This window comes from Leifsonia sp. NPDC058248 (assembly GCF_042881905.1).
Taxonomy (GTDB): domain Bacteria; phylum Actinomycetota; class Actinomycetes; order Actinomycetales; family Microbacteriaceae; genus Leifsonia.
Map to the genome: position 1 here is coordinate 100,594 of NZ_JBHVXB010000007.1, position 24,437 is coordinate 125,030.

Sequence of the window (24,437 nt, forward strand, 5' to 3'; positions counted from 1 at the left end):
CCGCGATGTCGGTGCCCGACACGCCTCCGCCGGCGACGACGGGAGGCGGCTTGCCGCGTGCGGCGAGCAACTGGAACGTGCCCAACGTGATCACGGTGGTGCGCATCCTGCTCGCGCCGCTGTTCGTGTGGATGCTGCTCGCCGACGACGGCAAAGACGGCTGGCTCCGCTGGGCGGCCGCCGTGCTGTTCGTGCTCGCCATCGCCACTGACGGCGTCGACGGCGCGATCGCCCGGCGCAACAACCTCGTGACCGAGCTCGGCAAGCTCCTTGACCCGATCGCCGACAAAGTGCTCACCGGGGGAGCGCTCATCGCGCTGTCGATCCTCGGCGAGCTCCCGTGGTGGGTGACCATCGTCATCCTGGTGCGCGAGGTCGGGATCACGGTCTACCGTTTCGTCGTCATCCGCCAAGGAGTGATCGCCGCGTCGCGTGGTGGCAAGATCAAGACGATCGTCCAGTCGGTGGCGATCTCGCTCGCCCTGTTCCCGCTCTGGAACGTCTTCGGGGAGTGGGTGTACTGGGTCAATGGGATCGTCATGACCGCCGCGGTGATCCTCACGGTCGTGACGGGCGTCGACTACCTCTGGCAGGCCTGGAAGGGCCGGAGAGCCAAGCGTGCCGCCGTCTGACCTCACCGTGCGCGTCATCGGCCGGCTCGCCGAACGCGGGCTCACCGTCGCCGCCGCGGAATCGCTGACGGGCGGAGAGCTCACCGCCGAACTCACGAGCGTGCCGGGCGCCTCGGCGGTCGTGCTCGGCGGCGCCGTCGTCTACGCGACCGAGCTCAAGCACTCGCTGCTCGGGGTGGACGCCGCGCTGCTCGAGGCGGAGGGGCCCGTGCATCCGGAGGTCGCCCGCCAGCTCGCGGAAGGCGTGCGCGAACGCCTCGCCGTCGCAGGGCGCGCCGCCGACGTCGGTCTCTCGACGACGGGGGTCGCCGGGCCCGACCCGCAGGGTGGCAAGGCGGTGGGCACGGTGTACGTCGCTCTGGCCACCTCTTCGTCGACGCGCGTGATCGAGCTCTCGCTCGCCGGATCCCGTGCCGAGATCCGTCGGCAGGTCGTCGAACGGGTGATCCGGGAGCTCGCCGAGGAGGTCGATGCCGGCCCGGTGTGAACCCCGGGAATACAGCCTGTTTCGGCTCTGTTACAGATCATGCATTCACAAGAAAAGCCCAGTCGTCGTCGATATCGTATGAATCACGGATGCGCTAGTGTTGGCATCCCCGATCGAACGTCCGATCCACCGGCAGGGTTGAAGAAGGAGGCTCCAATGATTCTTGTACGTCAGGAAATCGGCGACGTGCTCAGGGACTTCCGCCTGCAGAAAGGCCGTACGCTCAGGCAGGTCGCGAGCAAGGCGAGCGTCGCCCTCGGCTACCTGAGCGAAGTCGAACGCGGCCAGAAGGAAGCGTCGTCCGAGATTCTCGCCTCGGTCGCAGATGCGCTCGACACTCCCATCTCCGTCATCATGCGCGAGGTCGGCGATCGGCTCGCGGTGCTCGAGGGCATCGAACCGATCATCCCCGACACCATCCCCGACGAGTTCGTCGCCGCGATGGACGCGGATCTCGTCACGCGCTGATCCACACGTTGTCAGAGGACGCCCCGGGAGACCGGGGCGTCCTTCGTTTCTCCCGTTGTCGGTATCGAGACCTAGGGTGGTCCCATGAAGTTGAGTGAGTTCCAGCGCGCCATCGTCGACGAGTTCGGCTCGCAGTACGGCCGGGCACTCACGTCCGATCTCGTCCTCGGCGAGGTGGGAGGTCGCACTGCGCAGCAGGCGCTCGATGCCGGCGTGCCGCCCCGCGAGGTCTGGCTCGCGCTCTGCCGGGAGACCGGGGTTCCGCAATCGCACTGGTACGGCGCGGGCAAGCCGGCACCCAAGCACTGACCGCTCGCGAGTCGGGTCGAGAGGTGCGACACGCCGCATCCATGCACTCGAAGATATGTTCGGATGTTGCTAGGCTCCTCCACAAAGGCAATCGAAAACGGGTTGTCCACAATTCGTCCGCTGGCCGAGCTGAGTGTCGGACGTTCCTCATACAGTCGAACTCGTTAGCGAAGCCGAAGAAGGAGAACCGCAATGCCATCACCCGCAGACCGTGAGAAGGCGCTCGAGACAGCCCTCGCGCAGATCGACCGCCAGTTCGGCAAAGGCTCGGTCATGCGACTGGGCAGCGACGAGCGGGCACCCGTCGAGGTCGTCCCCACCGGGTCGATCGCGCTGGATGTCGCGCTCGGTATCGGCGGACTCCCGCGCGGCCGCATCGTCGAGATCTACGGACCGGAGTCGTCCGGTAAGACCACGCTGACCCTGCACGCGATCGCGAACGCGCAGCGCGCCGGCGGCATCGCGGCCTTCATCGACGCCGAGCACGCGCTCGACCCGGAGTACGCCCGCAAGCTCGGCGTCGACATCGACGCCCTTCTCGTCTCGCAGCCCGACACGGGTGAGCAGGCGCTCGAGATCGCCGACATGCTGGTGCGAAGCGGCTCGATCGACCTCATCGTCATCGACTCGGTGGCGGCTCTCGTCCCCCGCGCCGAGATCGAAGGCGAGATGGGCGACTCCCACGTCGGCCTCCAGGCCCGCCTCATGTCGCAGGCCCTCCGCAAGCTCACCGGTGGCCTCAGCCAGACCAACACCACGATGATCTTCATCAACCAGCTGCGCGAGAAGATCGGTGTCTTCTTCGGCAGCCCCGAGACCACCGCCGGCGGTAAGGCACTCAAGTTCTACGCGTCCGTGCGACTCGACATCCGTCGTATCGAGACGCTGAAAGACGGCGCCGAAGCGGTGGGCAACCGCACGCGTGTGAAGGTCGTCAAGAACAAGATGGCTCCGCCGTTCAAGCAGGCGGAGTTCGACATCCTCTACGGTGTCGGCATCTCCCGTGAGGGCAGCCTGATCGACTTCGGTGTGGAGCACGCGATCGTCAAGAAGTCGGGCGCCTGGTACACCTACGGGGGCGACCAGCTCGGCCAGGGCAAGGAGAACTCGCGCAACTTCCTCATCTCCAACCCCGACATCGCTCAGGAGATCGAAGACAAGATCAAGATCAAGCTCGGCATCATGGTCGACCCGAATGCGCCGGCCGTTCCTGTCGAAACGGCTGACAATGTCGGCTCGATCGAAGAGAAGATCCAGGCCCGCAAGGGCGCCTAGCGGCGCTTCACCGAGCTCATGCCGAACCCCAGGAGAGTCTCGTGGTGAGTTTTCCGCCGGAAGATGCCGGCAGTGAACGTGAAGTGAACGAGCACCTCGCTCCCGTGACATACCTGCGCGACGCTCGTCGCGCCGGTACGTCGACGGAAGGCGACGTGCGACGCGATGGGCTGCGCGAGCACCCCTCCGCGCGGCGTACCTCGAGTCCGCCTGTCGAGCAAGCGGTGGGCGCCACCGCCCGGGGTGACGACGGCGACGATGCCCGATCCGACGAGCGCACGGGCAAGAGGGCGTCGAACGTGTCGATGCATCAGCTGGCCAGGCGAGGGATGTCCCGGTGGGAGCTGGAGCAGGTTCTCGCCAAGCGCGAGATCGACCCGGCCATCGCGGAGGCGGAGCTCGACCGGTTGGAGAGCGTGGGACTCCTCGACGACGCCGCACTCGCCGTGACACTGGTCTACACGCAGCACACCCGCAAAGGGCTGGGGCGCACGGCCATCGCGCAGGAGCTGAAGCGCCGGCACATCGACCCCGACATCATCGAAGACGCGCTGGCCGAGATCGCCGACGACGACGAGCTGGAGCGGGCCACCGAATTGGCGGTCAAGCGCATCGGTCAGATGTCGTCGTACGACGACGACACGGTGAAGCGCCGGCTGAACGGTTTCCTCGCGCGCAAGGGCTACAGCTCGGGTGTCGTGCGCCAGGCGATGGACGCGGCCTTCGCGAGCCGGGGCAAACGGGGCGTGCGGTTCCAGTAGAACCGCGGTTCGAAGCATCCGCCGGCCGAACGTAAACTAGTCGCACTATGAGCATCACCGAAGAGCGCAGGGTCATCCTGCCGTCGACCGCGGCGGTCGACGCCGACGGCCGGGCGCGCACGTACGAGGTCCGCACCTACGGGTGCCAGATGAACGTGCACGACTCGGAGCGTCTGAGCGGATCGCTGGAAGCCGCCGGCTACGTCCCCGCGAACGGCGAAGAAGCCGACATCGTCGTCATCAACACCTGCGCGGTGCGCGAGAACGCCGACAACAAGCTTTACGGCAACCTGGGACACCTCGCGTCCGTCAAGAAGCGACACGACGGCATGCAGATCGCGGTCGGCGGCTGCCTCGCCCAGAAAGACAAGAACGTCATCCTCGAGAAGGCTCCCTGGGTCGACGTGGTCTTCGGTACCCACAACATGGGATCGCTTCCGAGTCTGCTCGAGCGAGCACGGCACAACGACGCGGCCGAGATCGAGATCCTCGAGGCCCTCGAGACCTTCCCCTCGACGCTCCCCACCAAACGGGACTCCAGCTACAGCGGGTGGGTGTCCATTTCCGTGGGCTGCAACAACACCTGCACCTTCTGCATCGTGCCCGCGCTGCGCGGCAAGGAGAAGGACCGCCGGCCGGGGGAGATCCTCGCCGAGATCCAGGCGCTCGTCGACGACGGGGCCATCGAGGTCACCCTGCTCGGCCAGAACGTCAACTCCTACGGTGTCGAGTTCGGCGACCGTCAGGCCTTCGGCAAGCTGCTGCGCGCGGCCGGCGAGATCGACGGACTGGAGCGCATCCGGTTCACCAGCCCCCACCCGGCGGCCTTCACCGACGACGTGATCGACGCCATGGCCGAGACGACCGCGGTGATGCCGCAGCTGCACATGCCGCTGCAGTCCGGATCCGACCGCATCCTCAAAGCGATGCGCCGCTCCTACCGTTCGGAGAAGTTCCTCGGGATCCTCGACCGGGTGCGGGCCAAGATGCCGGACGCCGCCATCAGCACCGACATCATCGTCGGCTTCCCCGGCGAGACCGAAGAGGACTTTCAGGAGACCCTCCGAGTGGTCGAGGCGGCACGGTTCGCGACGGCCTTCACCTTCCAGTACTCGATCCGGCCCGGAACCCCGGCGGCGACCATGGCCGACCAGGTTCCCAAAGCCGTGGTCCAAGACCGTTACGAGCGCCTCATCGCACTGCAGGAGCGCATCTCCCTCGAAGAGAACGAGAAGGTCGTCGGCCGGCAGGTCGAGCTCCTCGTCGCCAACGGCGAAGGCCGCAAAGACGCCGACACGCACCGCCTGAGCGGACGCGCGCACGACAGCCGGCTCGTGCACTTCGAGGTGCCCGCCGGCTCCGAGCTGCCCCGGCCCGGCGACGTCGTCACGGTGACCGTCACGCATGCCGCTCCCTTCCACCTCATCGCCGACTCGGTCGACGGCACCCCACTGCGGATCCGCCGCACGCGCGCCGGCGACGCCTGGGACCGCGCCGAGGCGGCCTCGTGCGCGGTGCCGTCGCCGTCCGGCGAAGCGGCGGCACCCGGCCGCGTGTCCCTGGGACTCCCGACCCTGCGTGTCGGCGAGCCGCTCACGACGCCCGGCGTCGGCACGATGCCCATCTACGACCCGACGGACGGCCTTCGCTGACCGCACACGCGCCCGGCGGGCAGGCTCCCGCCGCCGAGATCGTCGCCATCGTCGGGCCGACCGGCACCGGCAAGACCGACCTCTCACTCGACCTCGCCGAACGACTCGCCGACTCGGGCCGCCGTGCGGAGGTGGTCAACGCCGACGCGATGCAGTTCTACCGCGGTATGGACATCGGCACCGCCAAGCTGCCCCGCGAACAGTGGCGCGGCATTCCGCACCACCTGTTCGACGTGCTCGCCGTGACCGAAGAGGCCACGGTGGCCCGGTACCAGCCGGAAGCCCGCGCGGCCATCGACGGCATCCTGGAACGCGGCGCGGTGCCGATCCTGGTCGGCGGCTCCGGACTCTACGTCTCCAGCGTGATCTACGACTTCCGGTTCCCCGGCACCGACCCGCAGCTGCGCGAACAACTCGAAGCCGAGCTCACGGCGCACGGTCCGGGCATCCTGTACCGCCGGCTCCACGAGGTGGATCCGGTCGCGGCAGCCAACATCGGCGCGAGCAACGGCCGCCGGCTCGTGCGGGCGCTCGAAGTCGTCGCACTCACCGGCGAACCGGTGAGCGGATCGCTCCCGGACGAACCCGTGCCGTGGCGCACCGCCGCCGTGCTCGGCCTCGCGGCTCCGCGCGAGCAGCTGACGGCACGGCTCGACGCCCGGGTCGACCGGATGTGGGCGGACGGTCTGCTCGACGAAGTGGCCGCGCTCATCCCGCTCGGGCTCGAACGCGGAGTCACGGCCAGCCGCGCCATCGGCTACGCCCAGGCCCTCGCCGAACTGCGCGGAGAGCTCAGCCGCGACGAGGCCGTCGCGCAGACCCAGCAGCTCACCCGACGGTACGCGCGACGACAGGTCAGCTGGTTCAAGCGCTACCCGGGCATCCGGTGGCTCGAGCACGACCGCCCCGACCTCGTCGACGCTGCTCTGCACGCTGCCGCCCTCGATAGGCTGTGAGCATGGCAACGCTCCACTTCACCAAGGGTCACGGCACCGGAAACGACTTCGTGCTGTTCTCCGACCCCGATGGGCTCACCGAGCTGAGCGCGAGCCAGATCGCCGACATCTGCGACCGTCACTTCGGTGTCGGCGCCGACGGCGTAATCCGCGCGGTGCGCTCCAAGCACCTGCCGGAAGGCGTCGAGTCCCTCGCCGAAGACGACTCGGCCGAATGGTTCATGGACTACTACAACGCCGACGGCTCCAAAGCGGAGATGTGCGGCAACGGCATCCGGGTCTACGTGCGCTACCTGATCGAGTCCGGCCTGGCCGAGCTCGCCGACGGCGACACGCTGTCCATCGGCACGCGCAGCGGCGTGCGCGACGTCCAACGCAACCTCACCGGGTTCCAGGTCGACCTCGGCCGCTGGTCGCTCGACGGCGGCGAGCCGCTGGTGCGTGCGAAGGAGCTACCGGTCGCCCGGCCCGGTCTCGGCATCGACGTCGGCAACCCGCACGTCGTGGTCGCCGTCGCCGACGACTCCGAACTCGACGCCGCCGACCTCACGTACATCCCGCACATCGAACCGGCGCCGGAAGACGGCGCCAACGTGGAGTTCGTGGTGCCGCATGAGCCGCTCGTCAAAGACGGTGTCGGGCGCATCCGGATGCGCGTGCACGAGCGCGGCAGCGGAGAGACGCTCTCCTGCGGCACCGGAGCGGCAGCAGCCGCGCTGGCGGTGCGCTACTGGGCCGGAGCCGGTGCGCCGAACCAGTGGCGCGTCGACGTCCCCGGCGGAACGGTGGGGGTCCGGATGTTCGCGACAGAGGACGGCGAGCACGTCGCGCTCTCCGGTCCGGCCGAACTGGTCTACACCGGGACTCTCGACCTGGCCTGAGCCTAGGCTTCCGGCGCTTCCGGCGCTTCGGGTGACTGCTGCAGCTCCGGCGACTCCGCCGCCTCGGCCGGCGCCGCCCCGGCCGAGCGTCGCGCCCGGAGGACCCGATACCCCTTCGACGTCGCGGCCCGCGTCGTGGTCAGCTGCGGGAACGTGCCCTGCATCCAGCGGTGCAGGGAATCGGAGCCGAGGTTGCGCTGCACGACGAGCCAGGCGTCCGAACCCGGCTCCAGCCGCGGCATCCACTTCTCCAGCAGATTGTGGAGTTCGTTCTTGCCCACCCGGATCGGTGGATTGGACCAGATCGTGGTGAACATCACGTCAGCGGGAACATCGTCGGGCAGCGATGCGTTAACATTTGTGAGACCGAGCTTCTGCGCATTCCTGCGCACCAGATCCAGTGCCCGGTTATTGACGTCGACCGCCCAGACGGTCGCGTGAGGGGATTCGAGAGCAAGTGTGAGAGCCAACGGCCCCCAGCCGCAACCGAGGTCGAGAAGCTGACCTCCGGGCGGCGCGGAGGGGACATGGTCGAGGAGCACTCGCGTACCGGTGTCGACGCGCTCGGGGCTGAAAATGCCGTTCGCCGTCGTCAATTCGTACGTCTGTCCAGCGAGGCGGACGGTGAACGGCCGGAGCTTGAGTTCGCTCTCGGGCGCTGACGAAAAGTAGTGATCTCCGCTGGCCATAAGAGGACCGTACAGGACACGAACAAACTAGGGTTAACCCGGATGCAGGACATACAGATGAACGAACGTTCAAGCGAACAGAACACACAAGTCGCCGACACCGATGTCGTGGCACGGGTGCTCGCGAACGCTGACACCCATGCGGGTGTCGCACTCTTCGGAAGCGGCGCGCAGGCGCTGCAGACGACGGCTCTCGACGACACCGGACACGACGGAGAGCAGTTCGACCGCGAGGAGCGCGCCGCGCTGCGCCGCGTCGCCGGACTGTCCACCGAGCTCGAAGACGTCACCGAGGTCGAGTACCGGCAGCTCCGCCTCGAGAACGTCGTGCTCATCGGCGTCTACTCGCAGGGAGCGCAGCACGACGCCGAGAATTCGTTGCGCGAGCTCGCCGCTCTCGCCGAGACCGCGGGCGCCGTGGTGCTCGACGGGCTGCTCCAGCGGCGGCCGCACCCCGACCCCAGCACCTACCTGGGCAAGGGCAAGGCGCAGGAGCTGGCGGGGATCGTCGCGGCGCTCGGCGCCGACACCGTGATCGCCGACACCGAACTGGCGCCCAGCCAGCGGCGCGCCCTCGAAGATGTCGTGCGCGTCAAGGTCATCGACCGCACGGCCGTCATCCTCGACATCTTCAGCCAGCACGCCAAGAGCCGCGAAGGCAAGGCGCAGGTGGAGCTCGCGCAGCTCGAGTACCTGCTCCCGCGTCTGCGCGGGTGGGGTGAGTCGATGTCCCGCCAGGCCGGTGGCCAGGTGGGCGGCGCAGGAGCCGGCATGGGCTCGCGTGGACCCGGTGAGACGAAGATCGAGCTCGATCGCCGCCGCATCCACACGCGCATGGCCAAGCTGCGCAAGCAGATCGTCGGCTTCAAGCCGGCCCGTGAGGCGAAGCGGGCCAACCGCAACCGCAACTCGGTGCCGTCGGTCGCCATCGCCGGCTACACCAACGCCGGCAAGTCGAGTCTGCTCAATCGCGTCACCAAGGCGGGCGTGCTCGTCGAGAACGCGCTGTTCGCGACCCTCGACGCCACCGTCCGCAAGTCGGTGACCGCCGACGGCCGCCTCTACACGCTCGCGGACACCGTCGGCTTCGTGCGCAACCTTCCCCACCAGCTGGTCGAAGCGTTCCGCTCGACGCTGGAAGAGGTCGCGGACTCCGACGTGATCGTGCACGTGGTCGACGGATCGCATCCCGACCCCGCGAGCCAGCTCGCGACGGTCCGCGACGTGATCGGCGAGGTGGGCGCGCGCGAGCTCCCCGAGATCGTCGTGTTCAACAAGGCGGATCTGATCGGGCCGGATGACCGGCTGGTCCTTCGCGGCCTGGAGCCGGGCGCGATCTTCGCGTCCGCCCGCACCGGCGAAGGCATCGACGAGGTGCTCGCAGCGATCTCGCGACTGCTGCCGGACACCTCGATCGAGGTCGAGCTCGTGGTGCCGTACGACCGGGGCGACCTGATCTCGGCTCTCCACGAGCGCGGTCGCGTGCTCTCCACGGAGTACGTGGAGGACGGGACGCGGGTCACCGCCCGCATCCAGCCCGAGTTCGAGTCGGTGTTCGAGGCCTTCGCCGTGACGCCGGCCGGCTAGCAGCGCCCTGTGCACGTCACGCCTGCGTCGGTTCCTCCGGCGCAGGCGTGACGTCGTTAGGGGCTGCCGACGCCGCCTTCTCCGCGACGAGCAGATCGTGGATCTGGTGCGTGAGCAAGTGGATCGTGCGGGTGAGGTCGGTGTTCTCGACGAGCAGGCGCTCCTGGGCCGTGTAGTCGTGATCGGCCTTCGCCTGCTGGAAAGCGGCCTGCCGGTTCTGACCGATCATCACGAAGGTGGAGAGGAAGATCGCCTCGAGCGAGACGATGAGTGTCAGGGTCGGCCACGGGCTCTTCTCGAACACGATCATCCACACCGCGAACAGCACGATGTGCAGGTAGACGAAGTTCATCGAGCCCGCGAAGGCCGTGATCGCGTCGGCGATTCGCAGCTGCACGCTCGACGCGCGATGCTCGGCCTCGGCGAGTACCGTCGGGTGCAGTTTCTCCCGTTGTCCGCTCGCCAGGAGGCGCGACGGCCGGAGGATGGGGCGCGCATGGGACGCCACGGTGGCGGGGGATGCCGGCTGGGATTCTTTCTGCGGTGACATCGGATGGTCCTTCGTTCGCGGCGGGCGGACCCCGCCTTCGACTGCGAGCGTACGTCACAGAGCGACCCCGGCCGTCACACGGTGACACAGAGGTTCCGTCCGGCCCCGGACGTTGCTAGATTGCCATTCAACCGAAGCGGGCGACCCGCTCGGTGGTGCGACAGCCGAGCCCGGCACCCGCCCGCGAATCACCCCGTGAGAACGGGGTCCTGCCCCTGACCGGGACGGGCGCGGCCAGAGGGCAGCGACCGTCGACACCACCCACCGAGGACGCCATGAGCTGTACCACCGCGCGGTTCTCCTTCGAGCTGTATCCGCCCCGCTCCGCCGCAGCCGCTGCGGCGCTGCCGGCGACGATCGACCGGCTCGCGGCCGCGCATCCCGACTTCATCTCCGTCACCTACGGCGCCAACGGCTCCTCCCGCACGTCCTCGCTCGAGGTGCTGCGCTACATCCTCGACCGCACCGACGTGAGCCCGATGGCGCACCTGACCTGCGTCGGCTCGTCGCACGCCGAGGCCAACGTGCTCATCCGCGAGTTCCTGGATGCGGGCATCCGGCGCTTTCTCGCCGTTCGCGGCGACCCGCCCGCGGACCTCCCCGAGGGGGAGACCGGTCTCGGCGACCTGCACAGCTCTGCGGAACTCGTCCAGCTCATCCACCGGGTCCAGGCCGAGCGCGTGCCGTACGGCGAGCTGGCGGTGCCGGGCCTCGATGCTCGCACCGTCCTGTCCAGCCGCGAGCACGTTCAGATCGCCGTGGCCGCGTTCCCGAACGGGCATCCCACCTCGCATTCGGTGAGCCAGGACATCGACACGCTGCTCGCCAAACAGGCCGCCGGCGCCAACCTCGGGATCACCCAGCTGTTCTTCCATCCCGAGGACTACCTGAGCTTCGCCCAGAAGGCCAGGGACGCGGGCGTGCAGTTCCCGATCCTGCCCGGGATCATGCCGGTGACCAGTCCCGCACGACTGCGCCGGATGCTCGAGCTGAGCGGCGACGACCTGCCGAGCGACCTCGCCATCCAGCTCGAGATCGAGCCGACCGAGGAGGGGCAGCGCGAGATCGGAATCGCCTGGGCGACCGACTTCTCGCGTCGCCTGCTCGACGGTGGCGCTCCGGGCATCCACCTGTACACCTTCAACCAGCACGAAGCGGTGCTCGCCGTGCTCGAGCGCACCGGACTCCTGCCGGCCAGCACCACCGGCAGCACCACCCACTGAAAAGGAACCACGCAATGACCGACACCACTCCGCGCCCCGCCTTCCCGACGGGGACGATCATCGGCTACCCGCGCATCGGGCGGCGACGCGAACTCAAGAAGGCCGTCGAGAGCTTCTGGGCGGGCGCGACCACGGCCGACGAGCTGGAGGCGACCGCCGCGTCGCTGCGGGCGGAGACGCGCGAGCGTCTGGCATCGCTCGGCCTGGGGCGCACCGACGCGTCGATCCCGGAGAGCTTCAGCTACTACGACCAGGTGCTCGACGCCGCGGTCACCGTCGGCGCGATCCCGTCGCGTTTCGCCTCGCTGGCGGATGCGTCGGGCGCCGTCGATCTCGCCGGCTACTTCACCATCGCCCGCGGCGAGGGGGAGAACGCACCGCTGGAGATGACCAAGTGGTTCGACTCGAACTACCACTACCTGGTGCCGGAGATCGGCCCCGAGACCGACTTCCGGCTGGCGTCCGACCGCATCGTGGGCCAGTTCGAGGAGGCCGCGGCGGCCGGTTTCGTCACGCGGCCCGTGATCGTCGGACCGGTCACCTTCCTGCTGCTGAGCAAGGCGAGCGACGAGGCGCCCGAGGGGTTCCGCCCCCTGTCGCGACTCGCCGACCTGCTGCCGGTCTACCGGGAACTGCTCGGCCGTCTGGCCGCCGCGGGCGCCCCGTGGGTGCAGCTCGACGAGCCCGCGCTGGTCAGCGAGAGCATCGAGGACGACCGGGATGCGGTGCTCGCCGCTCTGGCTGCTGCGTACGACGCGCTCGGCTCGGTCGACGGCCGGCCGGGGCTGTTCGTGGCGGCGCCGTACGGCAGCCTGGACGACGCACTGCCGGTGCTCGCCGCGTCGCCGGTGGAGGCGCTGTCGCTCGACCTGGTGCGCGGAAGCGTGCCGAGCGGTCTCGACGCGGCCACCGCATCCGGTCTCGCCGCCAAGACCCTGGTCGGCGGAGTCGTCGACGGCCACAACATCTGGCGCGGCGACCTGGAGGCGGCGTTCGGCACCCTCACGGAACTGCTGGCGCTCAGCCCCGAGGTGGCGGTCTCGACCTCGACGTCGCTGCTGCACGTCCCGCACGATGTGGACGACGAGCCTGCGCTCTCCGGCGAGTTGAAGAGCTGGCTGGCGTTCGCCGACCAGAAGGTGGCGCAGGTCGCGACGCTCGCGGTCGGGCTCGTCGACGGGCACGAGGCGATCCAGGACGAGCTGAGCGCCGCCTCCGCCGCGCTGGCCGACCGGGCGTCCGCCCCCGGGGTGCGTGACGCGGCGGTGCGATCGCGCACGGCGGCCCTGACCGACGCCGACTTCTCGCGCGGAGACTACGCCGACCGCCTTGTGGCCCAGGATGCCGCGCTCGGCCTGCCGTTCCTCCCCACCACCACGATCGGCTCGTTCCCGCAGACCGGAGACATCCGGCGCGCCCGCGCCCAGCTGGCGAAGGGACTGATCAGCGAGGCGGAGTACCTCGGGCAGATGAAGGCCGAGATCAAGCGCGTCGTCGACCTGCAGGAGGAGATCGGCATCGACGTCGTGGTGCACGGCGAGCCCGAGCGCAACGACATGGTGCAGTACTTCGCGGAGAACCTTGACGGCTTCGCCGTGACCCAGAACGGCTGGGTGCAGTCGTACGGCAGCCGGTGCACGCGACCGTCGATCCTGTGGGGCGACGTGTCGCGGCCGAAACCGATCACGGTCGACTGGTCGACGTACACGCAGAGCCTCACCTCCAAGCCGGTCAAGGGGATGCTCACCGGACCGGTCACGATCCTCGCCTGGTCGTTCGTGCGCGACGACCAGCCCCTGGGTGACACCGCACGTCAGGTGGCGCTGGCCCTGCGCGACGAGATCGCCGACCTGGAGGAGGCGGGCATCCGGATCGTCCAGGTCGACGAGCCGGCGCTGCGGGAGCTCCTGCCGCTGAAGCGCGCCGCCCACGCGGCGTACCTGGACTGGTCGGTGGGCTCGTTCCGCCTGGCGACGGCCGGGGTGCGCGACGAGACGCAGATCCACACGCACCTCTGCTACTCGGAGTTCGGTGTGGTGATCGACGCGATCCGCAACCTGGACGCGGACGTGACCAGCATCGAGGCGGCGCGGTCGCGGATGGAGGTCGTGCATGACATCCAGACGTCCGGCTTCGAGCACGGGATCGGCCCGGGGGTGTACGACATCCACTCCCCGCGGGTGCCTAGCGTCGCCGAGGTGACGGAACTGCTGGAGACCGCGCTCAGCGCCATCCCGGGCCGTCAACTCTGGGTGAACCCGGACTGCGGCCTCAAGACGCGCGGCTACGACGAGACGGTGGCGTCGCTGAAGAACATCCTCGCGGCGACGCGTGCGGTGCGCGAGAAGGCAGGCGTGCCGGCGTAGCCGCTGCCGGCTGGTTCTGTCGGCGGCGCAGGTGCTGCCGGGCGTTCGCAACTCCGGAGTCCTCGGCCCGATCCGGGCACGGACTCCGGAGTTGCTGTCTTTCCAGCGGTGCGCGGTGCGGACTTTCCGGAGTTGCGCGCGAGGCCAAGGAAGTCCTGAATTCAGGATGCCCGGAGCAGAGCCGGGCCGGGGCCGAGCCGAGTCGAGCGGAACCGCGCCGAGCCGGGCCGAGCACTGCAGCGTGAAGCCGCCGGCGGCGAGGATGATAAGACCATGGTCGAGATCTCGGACACGGACTTCGAAGCGATGGTCGGCGACGTGTTCGACGCACTTCCCGACGACATGGTCGGCCCTCTCGAGAACGTCGCCATCCTGATCGAGGATCAGCCGGCCGGAGCGCGACCGCGACTGTACGGGCTCTACAGCGGACATCCGCTCACGCGCCGTGGCGTGTACGGGTTCGGCGAACTGCCCGACCGCATCACGCTCTACAAGAACAACCTGGCCGCGAGCAGCCGCAGCCTCCCGGAGTTGAAGGCACGCGTGCGCGTGACCCTCGTCCACGAGATCGGCCACTATTTCGGCCTCGACGACGACCGTCTGCGCGAGCTCGGCTGGGCTTGACGCCCGGATGCACGCCGCGAAAGGCTGCCGTCCGCGTCCGGCCTAGACGGCGCGCAGGACCGCGACGACCTTGCCGAGGACTTCGGCGAAGTCGCCGAGGATAGGCTCGAAGTTGGAGTTGCGGGGGAGCAGCCAGGTGTGGCCGTCGCGCTGGCGGAACACCTTGACCGTGGCCTCCTCGTCGAGCATGGCCGCGACGATGTCGCCGTTCTCCGCCGTCTTCTGGGTGCGGATGACCACCCAGTCCCCGTCGCAGATCGCGGCGTCGATCATCGAGTCGCCGACGACCTTCAGCATGAACAGCTCGCCGTTGCCGACCAGCTGGCGCGGAAGGGGGAAGACCTCTTCGACCTGCTGCTCGGCCGTGATGGGCACACCGGCGGCGATGCGTCCGACCAGCGGCACCATGGCGGCGTCGCCGACCGGCGTCTGGTTCTCGAAGTCGAGGCTCTCGGACGGGGAGGGGAGGTCGATGAGGATCTCGAGGGCGCGCGGCCGGTTGGGGTCGCGGCGCAGGTAACCGCTCAGCTCGAGCTGGTTGAGCTGGTGGGTGACGCTGGAGAGGGAGGAGAGCCCGACGGCGTCACCGATCTCGCGCATGCTCGGCGGATAGCCGCGCTGGCTGACGGAGCGCCCGATGACGTCGAGGATGGCGAGCTGTTTCTCGCTCAGGTTCTTGCGACGACGGGTGCCCCCGCGCTCGCGTCCCGCCTGGTTGTCGTTCGACACAGTCGTCCCTTCATGACCCGCCATCGCATCCGGCCCGCCCGAATGTCGGTGGTGCCTGGTTGAGTGAACTCCAGACAATCGAAACTGTATCCACGATGCAGCGGCAAAACAAACATGTGTTCGAGTGTGTCTCGATATTCGTGTAAATATCTGCCGTGAAGACGCGCTTGAGGTTTCGAACATTCGAAGATATATTCGGAACACAGCTTCGCATCCGGCCTGCCGGCCAAGCACCGGGTGCGGAATCTTAGGAGGTCACGACAATGAGCACAGCAGCGATCACGATGTCGTCGTCGAAGTTCGACATGCCAGCAGGCGTCCACACGCGCCTGCGTCTCACCCGTCGGGGGCGCGTCGTCCTCACCTCGCTCGCCTCCGTCCCGATCGTGGTGGGCGCCCTGGTCTTCGCGCTCAACGGCGGCGGCGCGGCCGCGAGCGGAGATCACGCCGCGGTGCACTTCCAGCACGTCACGGTCCAGTCGGGCCAGTCGCTCTGGAGCATCGCCGAGAAGGTCGCGCCCAGCGCGGACCCGCGTGATGTGATCGCCGACATCGTCTCGCTCAACCAGCTCGACTCGGCCGTGGTGTCTCCCGGGCAGCGCATCGCCATCCCGTCGCAGTACGCCCACTGAGCCGAATCCTATGCGGGCGACCCGCCCTGATGCTCATCGACCGGATGTTCGGCCACCGGATGCTCGGCGACCGCATGTTCGGCCATCGGATGCTCGCCGCAAGCTGAGTACGACGACGTAATACGCCCAGAGCAGGCAACTAGCATTGAACGGTGACTTCCCTTTCCGATCTCCCGATTCGCGATGACCTGCGGGGCAAGAGCCCCTACGGCGCACCACAGAAAGTCGTTCCTGTGGCGCTCAACGTGAACGAGAACACGCATCCGATCCCGGATGACGTTGCGGAAGACATCGTCGTGCGGGTCGCGAAAGCCATCGGCGGCGTCAACCGGTACCCCGACCGAGAGTTCACCGAACTGCGTGAGAGCCTCGCGGGCTACCTGGGGCACGGGCTCACCGCCGAGAACATCTGGGCCGCGAACGGATCCAACGAGGTCATCCAGCAGATCCTGCAGGCCTTCGGCGGGCCGGGCCGCAGCCTTCTCGGCTTCGCGCCCACCTACTCCATGTACCCGCTGCTCGCCTCCGGCACCGGCACCGCCTGGCTGGCCGGCGTCCGCGACGACGATTTCGAGCTGTCACCGGAGACCGCGGGCGCGGAGATCCGCCGGCTCGACCCCGACATCGTGATCCTCTGCGCGCCGAACAACCCGACGGGAACTCCGCTGTCGCTCGAGACGATCGAGGCGGCCTACGACGCTGCCCGTGGCATCGTCGTCGTCGACGAGGCGTACGCGGAATTCATGCCGGACGACCAGCCGTCCGCTCTGGCGCTGCTCCCGGGCCGGCCGCGGCTATTGGTCTCGCGCACGATGAGCAAGGCGTTCGCGTTCGCCGGCGCGCGCGTCGGCTACCTCGCGGCCGACCCTGCCGTGACCGATGCCCTTCGCCTCGTCCGTTTGCCGTACCACCTCTCCGCCCTCACCCAGGCGGCGGCCGTCGCGGCGCTCGCGCACTCCGACGAGATGCTCGCGATGGTCGGCGAGATCCGCGTGCAGCGCGACCGCCTGGTGACCGAACTGGCCGCCCTCGGCTACCGGCCGCACCGCAGCGGCAGCAACTTCGTGCTCTTCGGTGGCGTCGGCGACCCGAACGCAACATTCGAGGGGCTGCTCGAGCAGGGCGTGCTGATCCGCGACGTCGGCATCCCGGGACACCTGCGGGTGACCGCCGGAACGGAGGCGGAGACGACCGCGTTCCTCACGGCGCTCCGCTCGCTCGGCCGCCCCGACGGGGCCGAGACGGAATCGGCTGCCCCGGTAAGCTCGCAGTCATGACCAATCGCACGGCCACACTGCAGCGGGAGACCAGCGAGTCGAGCATCGAGCTGAGTCTCGACCTCGACGGCAGCGGGCAGACCGACATCGAGACCTCGGTGCCGTTCTTCGATCACCTGCTGACGGCGTTCGCCAAGCACTCGCTCACCGATCTGCGGGTTCGCGCATCCGGAGACACCGAGATCGACGTGCACCACACGGTCGAAGACGTCGGAATCGTGCTCGGCCAGGCGATCAAGCAGGCACTCGGCGACAAGCGCGGCATCTCACGGTACGGAGACGCCCTCGTGCCGCTCGACGAAGCGCTCGTGCAGGCGGTCGTCGACATCTCCGGGCGACCGTACCTCGTGCACACCGGCGAGCCGGCCGGGTTCGAGTTCCACCTGATCGGCGGGCACTTCACCGGATCGATGCTGCGCCACGTGTTCGAGGCGATCTCGTTCAACGCCGCCATCACGACGCACATCACCGTGGTCGCAGGACGCGATCCGCACCACATCGCCGAGGCCGAGTTCAAGGCGTTCGCGCGAGCGTTCCGGCAGGCGAAGGCCCTCGACCCGCTGATCACCGGCATCCCGTCGACCAAGGGCGCCCTGTGAGCAGGCCCGACGTCGTGGTGTTCGACTACGGATCGGGGAACGTGCACTCGGCCGCCAAGGCGCTCGAAGCCGCCGGAGCCGATGTCGAGCTCACCGGCGACCGTGCTCGCGCCCGAGAAGCCGACGGTCTCGTCGTGCCGGGGGTGGGGGCGTTCCGGGCCGTGATCGACGCGCTCCGGGCATCCCGAGGCGACGAAGTCATCGACCGCCGGCTCGCCGGCGGACGCCCGGTGCTCGGAATCTGCGTCGGGATGCAGGTGCTGTTCGACCGCGGGCTCGAACGCGGAACCGACACCGAAGGACTCGGCGAATGGCCGGGTGCGATCGACCGGCTCGACGCCGAGGTGCTCCCGCACATGGGCTGGAACACGGTCGAGGCTCCCGACGGGTCGGTACTGTTCGACGGCATCCGCGACGAGCGCTTCTACTTCGTGCACTCGTACGGAGCACAGGAGTGGACGCTGGATGTGGTGCCGCCGTTCCCGAAGCCGCACGTGACGTGGGCGCAGCACGGCTCGCGCTTCATCGCCGCCGTCGAGAACGGACCGCTCAGCGCCACCCAGTTCCACCCCGAGAAGTCGGGGCAGGCGGGCATCCAGCTGCTCCGCAACTGGATCGGTACGCTCTGATCGCGAGCCGCCGCCACGACTCCCCGTTCGCGCCCCCGACGACGCGCGAACCGTTACCCAAGGAAGAACATGAGTGAATTCACCCAGACCCCGCGGCTCGTGCTGCTGCCGGCTGTGGACGTGGCCGACGGAAAAGCCGTTCGCCTGACCCAGGGCGAGGCGGGCTCGGAGACGAGCTACGGCGACCCGATCGATGCGGCGGCCGACTGGGCCGACCAGGGCGCCGAGTGGATCCACCTCGTCGACCTCGACGCCGCCTTCGGTCGCGGCAACAACCACGCCCTGCTCAAGAAGGTCATCAAGCAGGTGCGCGGGGTGAACGTCGAGCTCTCCGGCGGCATCCGCGACGACGCGTCGCTCGAATCCGCCCTCGAGATCGGCGCCAAACGCATCAACCTCGGCACCGCGGCGCTCGAGAACCCCGAATGGGCGGCGAACGTCATCGGGCAGTACGGCGAAGCCATCGCCGTCGGCCTCGATGTGCGCGGCACCACGCTGGCTGCACGCGGCTGGACCCAGGAAGGCGGCGATCTCTGGCAGGTGCTCGACCGACTCGAAGAGGCCGGATGCGCGCGCTACGTGGTCACGGACGTCACGAAAGACGGCACCCTCCGCGGGCCCAACCTCGACCTGCTGCGTGAGGTCATGGACCGCACCAGGCGACCCGTGGTCGCGTCGGGCGGGATCTCCAGCCTCGACGACCTCGTCGCATTGCGCGAACTCGTTCCGCTGGGCCTCGAAGGGGCGATCGTGGGCAAGGCGCTGTACGCGGGTGCGTTCACGCTTCCCGAGGCGCTGGATGTCGCCGGAGACTGACGCTACGGACGAGAACGGGCGCGACGCCGAGCACGAGCGCGACGCCGAGCAGGAGCGCGACGCCGAGCACGAGCGCGACGCCGAGCAGGCGCGCGACGCCGGGCGCAGGCGCGCCGCACCGACGCCGAGCGCCGAGGGCGCGGCGCGGCTGAGCGGCTTCGCCGCCGAGCTCGCCGCGGCCGCGAACGCCGCTGCCGCCGGCCCCGCGGCCGGCAACACAGCCGACTCCGCCGGTCACCCGTGGGCCGGGCGCGCGTTCGACGACAACACGTTCGGCGACGACGACGGCAGCGCGCCGCCCGAACTGCTGGGGGCGCTCGCTGCGTTCCGGGCCGGCGAGGTCGGTCCGGAGGCCGTCGTGGACGAGGTTCGCACGTCGCGGCTCCTGATCCCGCTCGTGGCCCAGCTCGGCGACAGCGGCACGAATGATCACGGGCACCTGGTGGACAAGACCCAGGAGCTGGCGATCGTGACGGTCGCCGGACCCGACGGCCGCACGGTGCTGCCGGTCTTCTCGTCGGTCACGGCGATGCAGACGTGGAACCCGCTCGCCCGGCCGGTCCCGGCGGACGGAGTGCGGGTCGCGCTGGCCGCCGCGAGTGAGGAGACCGAGCTGGTCGTGCTGGACCCGACCTCGGAGACCGAGTTCGTCATCCGGCGCCCCGCCCTGTGGGCGATCGCCCAAGGGCGGCCGTGGCTGCCGAGCTACCGCGACCCCGACGTGTTCACGGCGTTCGTGGCCTCGATCGGTTCGGAGCTCGGCGTGCTCGACGTCTCGTTGCTGCCTGGGGATCCGGGTGCGCGACTCCGCGGCGAGGAGCTCGTGGTGCGGCTGGAGCTGGGGTCGGGTCTCACCCAGGAGGAGCTCGACGCCGTGCTGAGGCGGCTGGCGCAGCGGTGGGCGTCCGACGACGTCATCGCGGTGCGCGTCGACTCGTTGCGGGTGCAGCTGGTCGCCGCCGACTGACCGGCCGGCGACTCGGGAACGCGCGTCGTCGACCGGGCGAGCGGCGACTCAGGAACGAGCGGTGTCGACGCGGCCGGCGGGGGCGGTGCGGCCGAGCATCCGGAGCCCGGCCAGCAGGCTGAGCACGCCCACCACGATCACGAAGACGACCAGCACGGGAACCAGCGGCCACACGATCAGCGCCAGGCCGACGAGCAGCACCGGCACGGCCAGACCGATGTAGGCCACGAGGAAGATCGCCGCCAGCACCTCTCCGCGGCGACCGGGAGCGGCCAGCGAGGCGGCGACGCCGATGGACGAGCGGAACAGGAGCCCGACGCCTGCTCCCGCGAGGATCCCGCTGATGACGAACACCCAGAGAAGGGCCGCCACGACGCCGACCGCGAGGCCGCCGAGGCCGGCGACGACGAGCACGAGCGCCAGCACGAGCTGCGCGCGGGCCGACACCCGGGCGAACACGATCTGGGAGACAGCCGAGGCGGCGAACACCGAGAAGGGGACGACGCCGGCCATCAGACGGGACGTCTCGTGCAGCGTTCCGGCCAGCACACTCGGCGCGAGGGATGTGAACAGCCCGAACACTGCGAAGCCGGCGAACGCGGCGATCGCGGCAGCCGAGAACGTGCTGCGCGCCTCCGCCGGGAGCGAGATGCGCTGCGGGCGATACGCCGGCCGCTCCTCGGCCCGTTCGACGGTCTCGGGCACGAGCGCGACGGCCACGGCCGCCACGGCCAGGACGACCAGGAAGACGACGTATGGCAGCAGAAGCGGCTGGGGCAGGAACTGCGCGAGGGCGCCGGCGATCAACGGGCCGAGGGCGAGCCCGCCGCTGTTGACGACGGTCGAGACGGTGCCGGCGAGGCGGGGTCCCTCCTGCGGCCGGGCGACCGCGCGGAGCTCGCTGAGGTGGGCTGTCGCGCTCGCCGTGAGCGCTCCGACGCCGACACCGGAGATCACGCGGGCGACGAGCAGTCCGCTCACGTCGTTCCAGAACAGGAAGATCACGGCGGCGACCAGCTCGAGCGCGATCGCGACGAGCACCATGCGGCGTCGTCCCGCCCAGTCGCTGACGTGGCCGATGAGGAAGAGGCTCGCGATGACCCCGACCGCATACGCGGCGAAGATGACGGTGATCACCCAGGTCGGGAAGCCGTCGCGCTGCTGGTACAGCGCGTACAAGGGGGTCGGCAACGTGGAGAACGCCATCACGGCGAGGAACGCGCCGGCGATGACCCAGAAGCCGGCGCCGTGACGCAGGCGCCAGCCGCCTCGGGTTTCTGCGGATCGGGTGTCGGACATCGTGCTGCTCATGCTCACTATGGTGCGCTCCGACAGTCATCGAGTCCAACGGATATCAGCGATGACAGTGATCGAGGATTACGATTGTCATGTGGAGACCCGTCAGCTCGAATATCTCGTGGCCGTCGCCGACGAACGGAACTTCACCCGGGCCGCCGCCCGGGTGTTCGCGGCGCAGTCGACCGTCTCGGCGGGCATCCGGTCGTTGGAACGCGAACTCGGGGGCGCGCTGTTCGAGCGCGACCCGCACCGGGTGCGTCTCACGCCGCTCGGCGAGCAGGTGATCGAGACGGCGAGGGACACGCTGAGGGCGGTCGAGCGGATGCGCGAACTGGCCGATCCGCGCGGAGGGCTGCGCGGGCAGGTGCGGGTGGGCATCTTCACGAACCTGCAGACGATCGACCTTCCCGGGATCATGGGGGAGTTCCACGCGCGCCACCCGCTGGTCGATCTGCGGCTCGGCCCGTCCCCGAGCGGGTCGACGGGCCTGGCGGACGACGTGCGGCACGGCCGGGTCGACGTGGCCTTCATGGGACTGCCCGGCCGGGTCCCCGGGCTCCTGTATCAGCAGCTCACGGTGTCGCCGTTCGTCGCCGTGCTGCCGGAGGACCACCCGCTCGCCGCAGAACCGGAGGTGGCGCTGGCCGCGCTGATGGGCGAGGCGTTCGTGGATGCCCGCGAAGGGTTCGGCAACCGGGTGACCCTCGACCGCGTGCTCGACGAGCGCGGGCTGAGCCGCCGGGTGTCCACCGAGGTCTCGGACCTGGGCGAGATTCCTCGGTTCGTGGCGGCGCGGCTGGGGGTTGCCGTGATGCCCGAGCTCACGGTGATCCCGGCAGGCGGCGCGGTGGTCCGACCGCTCGCCGAGCGGATCGACTGGGCGCTCAGCGCCGTCAGCCGCCCTCGCCCGGGCGCAGCGGCGTCCGCCCTGCTCGGTCTGCTCGCCGAGCGGTTCGGCCAGGCGGACGGGAGCCCTCGACGAATGCCCGGCGGCCTCTCGTAGGCTGGTGGGACCATGACCGTCTTCGCCGCCATCGTCCTGTTCCTCAACGCCGTGTTCAACGTCTTCGCGTGGCCGCGGTTCTACGCGCGGGTGTCCACGGATGCCCGGGCGCGCGACGCCGGCGGCAAGGCCACGCCCTTCCTGATCGTGCACGGAGTGCTGCTCTCTGTCGCCCTGCTGCTCGCGCTGGTGTCCCTCGTGGCGGGCATCCTGTTGCTCGTGGTGTGACCCCGGTGGCAGCATGAACCCATGGCTCTGAACATCACCGGCGATCCCGAAGCGGACGCTGTGCTCGACCAGTCCCCGTTCGCGCTGCTCGTCGGGATGCTCCTCGACCAGCAGATCCCGATGGAGACGGCGTTCTCCGGCCCCGCCAAGCTGCGCGACCGCCTCGGGTCGCTCGACGCCGCGACCGTCGCGTCGTACGATCCGGATGCCCTGATCGCCGTGATGAAGCAGCCGCCGTCGGTCCACCGGTTCCCGGGCTCGATGGGCGGACGGGTGCAGGCGCTGGCCGCCGCCATCGTCTCGGACTGGGGCGGGGACACGGCTGCGATCTGGACGCAGGGCGATCCGGATGGCTCGGAGATCCTGTCGCGTCTCCGAGCGCTGCCCGGGTTCGGCGAGCAGAAGGCCAAGATCTTCCTCGCGCTGCTGGGCAAGCAGCGCGGACTCGACGCCGCCGGGTGGCGCGAGGCCGCCGGCGACTACGGTGTGGAGGGGTCGTACCGGTCGGTGGCCGACATCGTCGACGCCGAGTCGCTGGCGAAGGTGCGGGAGACCAAGCGGGCGATCAAGGCGGCCGCGAAAGGCTGACAGCCCCGCCGTCAGCCGCGGGGATTCGGCAGGTCGAGGTTCCAGTGCCGGGAGACCATCAGCAGCCATTCGCTGTCGGCGCCGTCGGCTGCGTCGCTCTCGGCGCCGCCGCCTGCGTCGCCGGTGCGGCCGGCGGGACCTCGGGTGATGAAGAAGCGTGAGACCACGCGCTGCGAGCCCTCGGCGTCGCCGTAGAGCACATCCACCGCGAATCCCGCGCCGCGGGCGCCTTCGACGGCGCGCTGGAAGTCGGTCGACTCGGGGTCTCGGATGGCCACCTGGCAGAAGCCCGCGTCGTTGGTGGGCACGTAGATGTCGCGCGTGAGGCGATGGAACTCGTCGGTCGAGGCGAGCTGTGCCTGGGGGTTCTCGGGAAGGTGCCAACCGTGCAGGACGGCGACGCCCGCGCCGGAGTTGCGCACGGACAAGACCAGATAGACGGCCTCGTCGGCGATCTCGAGTGCGGCACGGCCGCCGTGCACGATCAGCCACTTCCCTTCCATGAAACGCACCTTCTGGGTCGCGTCCGACCAGTTGGAGGGCAGCAGGATGGGGCGCATACCCTCCAGCAAGGCGCGTTCGGCGAGCCGAGCCGAGCGGTTGGCGGAGCGGGTGGAGGCGAAGGTCGCGATGGCGAGCACGGTGGTTCCGAGAGCGGTGCCGAGGTCGGCGAGGAGGACCCAATCGATCATGGGGGACATTCAACGCCATCGGGGGCCGGGCGCGGTAGGGGCGACGGATCGCAAGACGCTGGCGGCGAGGGTGCGAGGCGACCAGACTGGGACCATGAGCGATGAGACCCACGGCGATCTCCCGCGCGCGGTCGCCGACGCGATCGACGCGGCCAACGCCCACGACACCGAGCGCTTCCTCGACGCCTTCGCGCCGGACGGCTCGGTCGACGACTGGGGGCGCGTGTTCACCGGCCGCGAGGCCGTGCGCGGCTGGAGCGACAGCGAGTTCATCGGCGTCGACGTCAGCCTCAGCGATCTCCGGGTGACGGCGGCCGACGGGGGAGCGGCCGTGACGGCGCTCGTCGGCGGCCGGGGCTTCAACGGCCCGTCGACGTTCACCTTCGCGGTCGGCGACGCGGGCGTGGAGCGGATGACGATCACGGGCTGACCGTCACCCGGCGCTGTCACCCGCTCCCGATACGCTCGACGCAGAGCCGCTACGAGGCGGCACACGGCAGACAGCGGCGAGGAGCCGG

General features: G+C 69.4%; 28 protein-coding genes. 23 read left to right on the forward strand and 5 right to left on the reverse strand.

What is annotated here, in order from left to right; translation table 11 throughout:
• The first annotated feature begins 5 nt into the window (after positions 1 to 5).
• The 9 genes from pgsA (at position 6) to dapF (ending at position 7,421) form a co-directional block, all read left to right on the forward strand.
• Positions 6 to 632 (forward strand): CDP-diacylglycerol--glycerol-3-phosphate 3-phosphatidyltransferase, encoded by a 627-nt coding sequence (pgsA, locus tag ACFVV5_RS12885; RefSeq protein ID WP_387244423.1) that lies wholly within the window; start codon positions 6 to 8, stop codon positions 630 to 632.
• Entirely contained in the window at positions 619 to 1,119 is a 501-nt protein-coding gene (locus ACFVV5_RS12890) for a CinA family protein (RefSeq protein WP_387244426.1), read from the forward strand. Before pgsA ends, ACFVV5_RS12890 begins: the two co-directional genes overlap by 14 nt.
• Positions 1,120 to 1,275: 156 nt before the next feature.
• On the forward strand, positions 1,276 to 1,587 hold the full coding sequence (locus tag ACFVV5_RS12895; RefSeq protein WP_163290993.1) for a helix-turn-helix domain-containing protein: 312 nt from the start codon (positions 1,276 to 1,278) through the stop codon (positions 1,585 to 1,587).
• Between the two features lie 84 nt (positions 1,588 to 1,671).
• Entirely contained in the window at positions 1,672 to 1,896 is a 225-nt protein-coding gene (locus ACFVV5_RS12900; RefSeq protein ID WP_387244430.1) for a DUF3046 domain-containing protein, read from the forward strand.
• A 192-nt stretch (positions 1,897 to 2,088) separates the two neighbouring features.
• On the forward strand, positions 2,089 to 3,171 hold the full coding sequence (gene recA / locus ACFVV5_RS12905; RefSeq protein WP_387244432.1) for a recombinase RecA: 1,083 nt from the start codon (positions 2,089 to 2,091) through the stop codon (positions 3,169 to 3,171).
• Between the two features lie 83 nt (positions 3,172 to 3,254).
• Positions 3,255 to 3,932, forward strand: a complete 678-nt coding sequence (locus tag ACFVV5_RS12910) for a regulatory protein RecX (protein ID WP_387244435.1) — start codon at positions 3,255 to 3,257, stop codon at positions 3,930 to 3,932.
• Between the two features lie 47 nt (positions 3,933 to 3,979).
• Positions 3,980 to 5,584, forward strand: a complete 1,605-nt coding sequence (gene miaB, locus ACFVV5_RS12915; RefSeq protein ID WP_387244438.1) for a tRNA (N6-isopentenyl adenosine(37)-C2)-methylthiotransferase MiaB — start codon at positions 3,980 to 3,982, stop codon at positions 5,582 to 5,584.
• Positions 5,581 to 6,540: a tRNA (adenosine(37)-N6)-dimethylallyltransferase MiaA gene (gene miaA, locus ACFVV5_RS12920; RefSeq protein ID WP_387244967.1), complete on the forward strand. Its 960-nt coding sequence runs from the start codon at positions 5,581 to 5,583 to the stop codon at positions 6,538 to 6,540. The genes miaB and miaA overlap by 4 nt, the downstream gene beginning before the upstream one ends.
• Before the next feature lie 2 nt (positions 6,541 to 6,542).
• A complete protein-coding gene (gene dapF, locus ACFVV5_RS12925) occupies positions 6,543 to 7,421 on the forward strand; it encodes a diaminopimelate epimerase (RefSeq protein WP_387244441.1) in 879 nt (292 codons plus the stop codon).
• Between the two features lie 2 nt (positions 7,422 to 7,423).
• Here the strand turns inward: dapF and ACFVV5_RS12930 are convergent, their stop codons facing one another.
• The gene (locus tag ACFVV5_RS12930; RefSeq protein ID WP_387244444.1) at positions 7,424 to 8,110 is read right to left on the reverse strand and encodes a class I SAM-dependent methyltransferase; all 687 of its coding nucleotides are present in this window, start codon (positions 8,108 to 8,110) and stop codon (positions 7,424 to 7,426) included.
• Positions 8,111 to 8,167: 57 nt separating this feature from the next.
• Between ACFVV5_RS12930 and hflX the strand changes: the two genes are divergently transcribed.
• On the forward strand, positions 8,168 to 9,697 hold the full coding sequence (gene hflX, locus ACFVV5_RS12935; protein ID WP_387244447.1) for a GTPase HflX: 1,530 nt from the start codon (positions 8,168 to 8,170) through the stop codon (positions 9,695 to 9,697).
• Positions 9,698 to 9,713: 16 nt separating this feature from the next.
• Here hflX and ACFVV5_RS12940 read toward each other — a convergent pair whose 3' ends face one another.
• On the reverse strand, positions 9,714 to 10,247 hold the full coding sequence (locus ACFVV5_RS12940) for a DUF1003 domain-containing protein (protein ID WP_387244450.1): 534 nt from the start codon (positions 10,245 to 10,247) through the stop codon (positions 9,714 to 9,716).
• Between the two features lie 275 nt (positions 10,248 to 10,522).
• On the opposite strand from ACFVV5_RS12940, the gene ACFVV5_RS12945 reads away from it, so the two are divergent.
• The 3 genes from ACFVV5_RS12945 (at position 10,523) to ACFVV5_RS12955 (ending at position 14,460) form a co-directional block, all read left to right on the forward strand.
• Positions 10,523 to 11,470: a methylenetetrahydrofolate reductase gene (locus ACFVV5_RS12945; RefSeq protein WP_387244452.1), complete on the forward strand. Its 948-nt coding sequence runs from the start codon at positions 10,523 to 10,525 to the stop codon at positions 11,468 to 11,470.
• 14 nt (positions 11,471 to 11,484) lie between these two features.
• The gene (metE, locus tag ACFVV5_RS12950; RefSeq protein WP_387244455.1) at positions 11,485 to 13,836 is read left to right on the forward strand and encodes a 5-methyltetrahydropteroyltriglutamate--homocysteine S-methyltransferase; all 2,352 of its coding nucleotides are present in this window, start codon (positions 11,485 to 11,487) and stop codon (positions 13,834 to 13,836) included.
• A 273-nt stretch (positions 13,837 to 14,109) separates the two neighbouring features.
• Positions 14,110 to 14,460 carry a metallopeptidase family protein gene (locus ACFVV5_RS12955; RefSeq protein ID WP_387244458.1) on the forward strand — a complete coding sequence of 117 codons (351 nt, stop codon included), beginning with the start codon at positions 14,110 to 14,112 and terminating at the stop codon, positions 14,458 to 14,460.
• Positions 14,461 to 14,502: 42 nt separating this feature from the next.
• Here ACFVV5_RS12955 and lexA read toward each other — a convergent pair whose 3' ends face one another.
• On the reverse strand, positions 14,503 to 15,213 hold the full coding sequence (gene lexA / locus ACFVV5_RS12960) for a transcriptional repressor LexA (RefSeq protein WP_387244461.1): 711 nt from the start codon (positions 15,211 to 15,213) through the stop codon (positions 14,503 to 14,505).
• A 239-nt stretch (positions 15,214 to 15,452) separates the two neighbouring features.
• Here lexA and ACFVV5_RS12965 point away from each other — a divergent pair, with 239 nt between their 5' ends.
• The 6 genes from ACFVV5_RS12965 to ACFVV5_RS12990 all read left to right on the forward strand — a co-directional run bounded on the left by ACFVV5_RS12965 (position 15,453) and on the right by ACFVV5_RS12990 (position 20,109).
• Entirely contained in the window at positions 15,453 to 15,821 is a 369-nt protein-coding gene (locus ACFVV5_RS12965; RefSeq protein WP_387244463.1) for a LysM peptidoglycan-binding domain-containing protein, read from the forward strand.
• A 152-nt stretch (positions 15,822 to 15,973) separates the two neighbouring features.
• Positions 15,974 to 17,098 carry a histidinol-phosphate transaminase gene (locus tag ACFVV5_RS12970; RefSeq protein ID WP_387244466.1) on the forward strand — a complete coding sequence of 375 codons (1,125 nt, stop codon included), beginning with the start codon at positions 15,974 to 15,976 and terminating at the stop codon, positions 17,096 to 17,098.
• On the forward strand, positions 17,095 to 17,697 hold the full coding sequence (gene hisB, locus ACFVV5_RS12975) for an imidazoleglycerol-phosphate dehydratase HisB (protein WP_387244469.1): 603 nt from the start codon (positions 17,095 to 17,097) through the stop codon (positions 17,695 to 17,697). The genes ACFVV5_RS12970 and hisB overlap by 4 nt, the downstream gene beginning before the upstream one ends.
• Positions 17,694 to 18,326: an imidazole glycerol phosphate synthase subunit HisH gene (hisH, locus tag ACFVV5_RS12980; RefSeq protein ID WP_387244472.1), complete on the forward strand. Its 633-nt coding sequence runs from the start codon at positions 17,694 to 17,696 to the stop codon at positions 18,324 to 18,326. Before hisB ends, hisH begins: the two co-directional genes overlap by 4 nt.
• A gap of 69 nt (positions 18,327 to 18,395) precedes the next feature.
• Positions 18,396 to 19,142 (forward strand): bifunctional 1-(5-phosphoribosyl)-5-((5-phosphoribosylamino)methylideneamino)imidazole-4-carboxamide isomerase/phosphoribosylanthranilate isomerase PriA, encoded by a 747-nt coding sequence (priA, locus tag ACFVV5_RS12985; protein ID WP_387244475.1) that lies wholly within the window; start codon positions 18,396 to 18,398, stop codon positions 19,140 to 19,142.
• On the forward strand, positions 19,126 to 20,109 hold the full coding sequence (locus tag ACFVV5_RS12990; RefSeq protein WP_387244478.1) for an SseB family protein: 984 nt from the start codon (positions 19,126 to 19,128) through the stop codon (positions 20,107 to 20,109). Before priA ends, ACFVV5_RS12990 begins: the two co-directional genes overlap by 17 nt.
• A gap of 48 nt (positions 20,110 to 20,157) precedes the next feature.
• Here the strand turns inward: ACFVV5_RS12990 and ACFVV5_RS12995 are convergent, their stop codons facing one another.
• Positions 20,158 to 21,420: an MFS transporter gene (locus ACFVV5_RS12995; protein ID WP_387244481.1), complete on the reverse strand. Its 1,263-nt coding sequence runs from the start codon at positions 21,418 to 21,420 to the stop codon at positions 20,158 to 20,160.
• A gap of 79 nt (positions 21,421 to 21,499) precedes the next feature.
• Here ACFVV5_RS12995 and ACFVV5_RS13000 point away from each other — a divergent pair, with 79 nt between their 5' ends.
• From ACFVV5_RS13000 to ACFVV5_RS13010, 3 genes are read left to right on the forward strand one after another with little or no spacing between them, the layout of a single operon-like run.
• Positions 21,500 to 22,411 carry a LysR family transcriptional regulator gene (locus ACFVV5_RS13000; protein WP_387244484.1) on the forward strand — a complete coding sequence of 304 codons (912 nt, stop codon included), beginning with the start codon at positions 21,500 to 21,502 and terminating at the stop codon, positions 22,409 to 22,411.
• Positions 22,412 to 22,423: 12 nt separating this feature from the next.
• Positions 22,424 to 22,639, forward strand: coding sequence for an SCO4848 family membrane protein (locus ACFVV5_RS13005; protein WP_387244488.1), 216 nt, complete (start codon positions 22,424 to 22,426; stop codon positions 22,637 to 22,639).
• Positions 22,640 to 22,660: 21 nt separating this feature from the next.
• Complete coding sequence (locus ACFVV5_RS13010; protein ID WP_387244491.1) at positions 22,661 to 23,227, forward strand: HhH-GPD-type base excision DNA repair protein; 567 nt, start codon at positions 22,661 to 22,663, stop codon at positions 23,225 to 23,227.
• Positions 23,228 to 23,238: 11 nt separating this feature from the next.
• Here ACFVV5_RS13010 and ACFVV5_RS13015 read toward each other — a convergent pair whose 3' ends face one another.
• Entirely contained in the window at positions 23,239 to 23,919 is a 681-nt protein-coding gene (locus tag ACFVV5_RS13015) for a hypothetical protein (RefSeq protein ID WP_387244494.1), read from the reverse strand.
• A 94-nt stretch (positions 23,920 to 24,013) separates the two neighbouring features.
• Here ACFVV5_RS13015 and ACFVV5_RS13020 point away from each other — a divergent pair, with 94 nt between their 5' ends.
• A complete protein-coding gene (locus ACFVV5_RS13020; protein ID WP_387244496.1) occupies positions 24,014 to 24,349 on the forward strand; it encodes a nuclear transport factor 2 family protein in 336 nt (111 codons plus the stop codon).
• Positions 24,350 to 24,437: the final 88 nt, after the last annotated feature.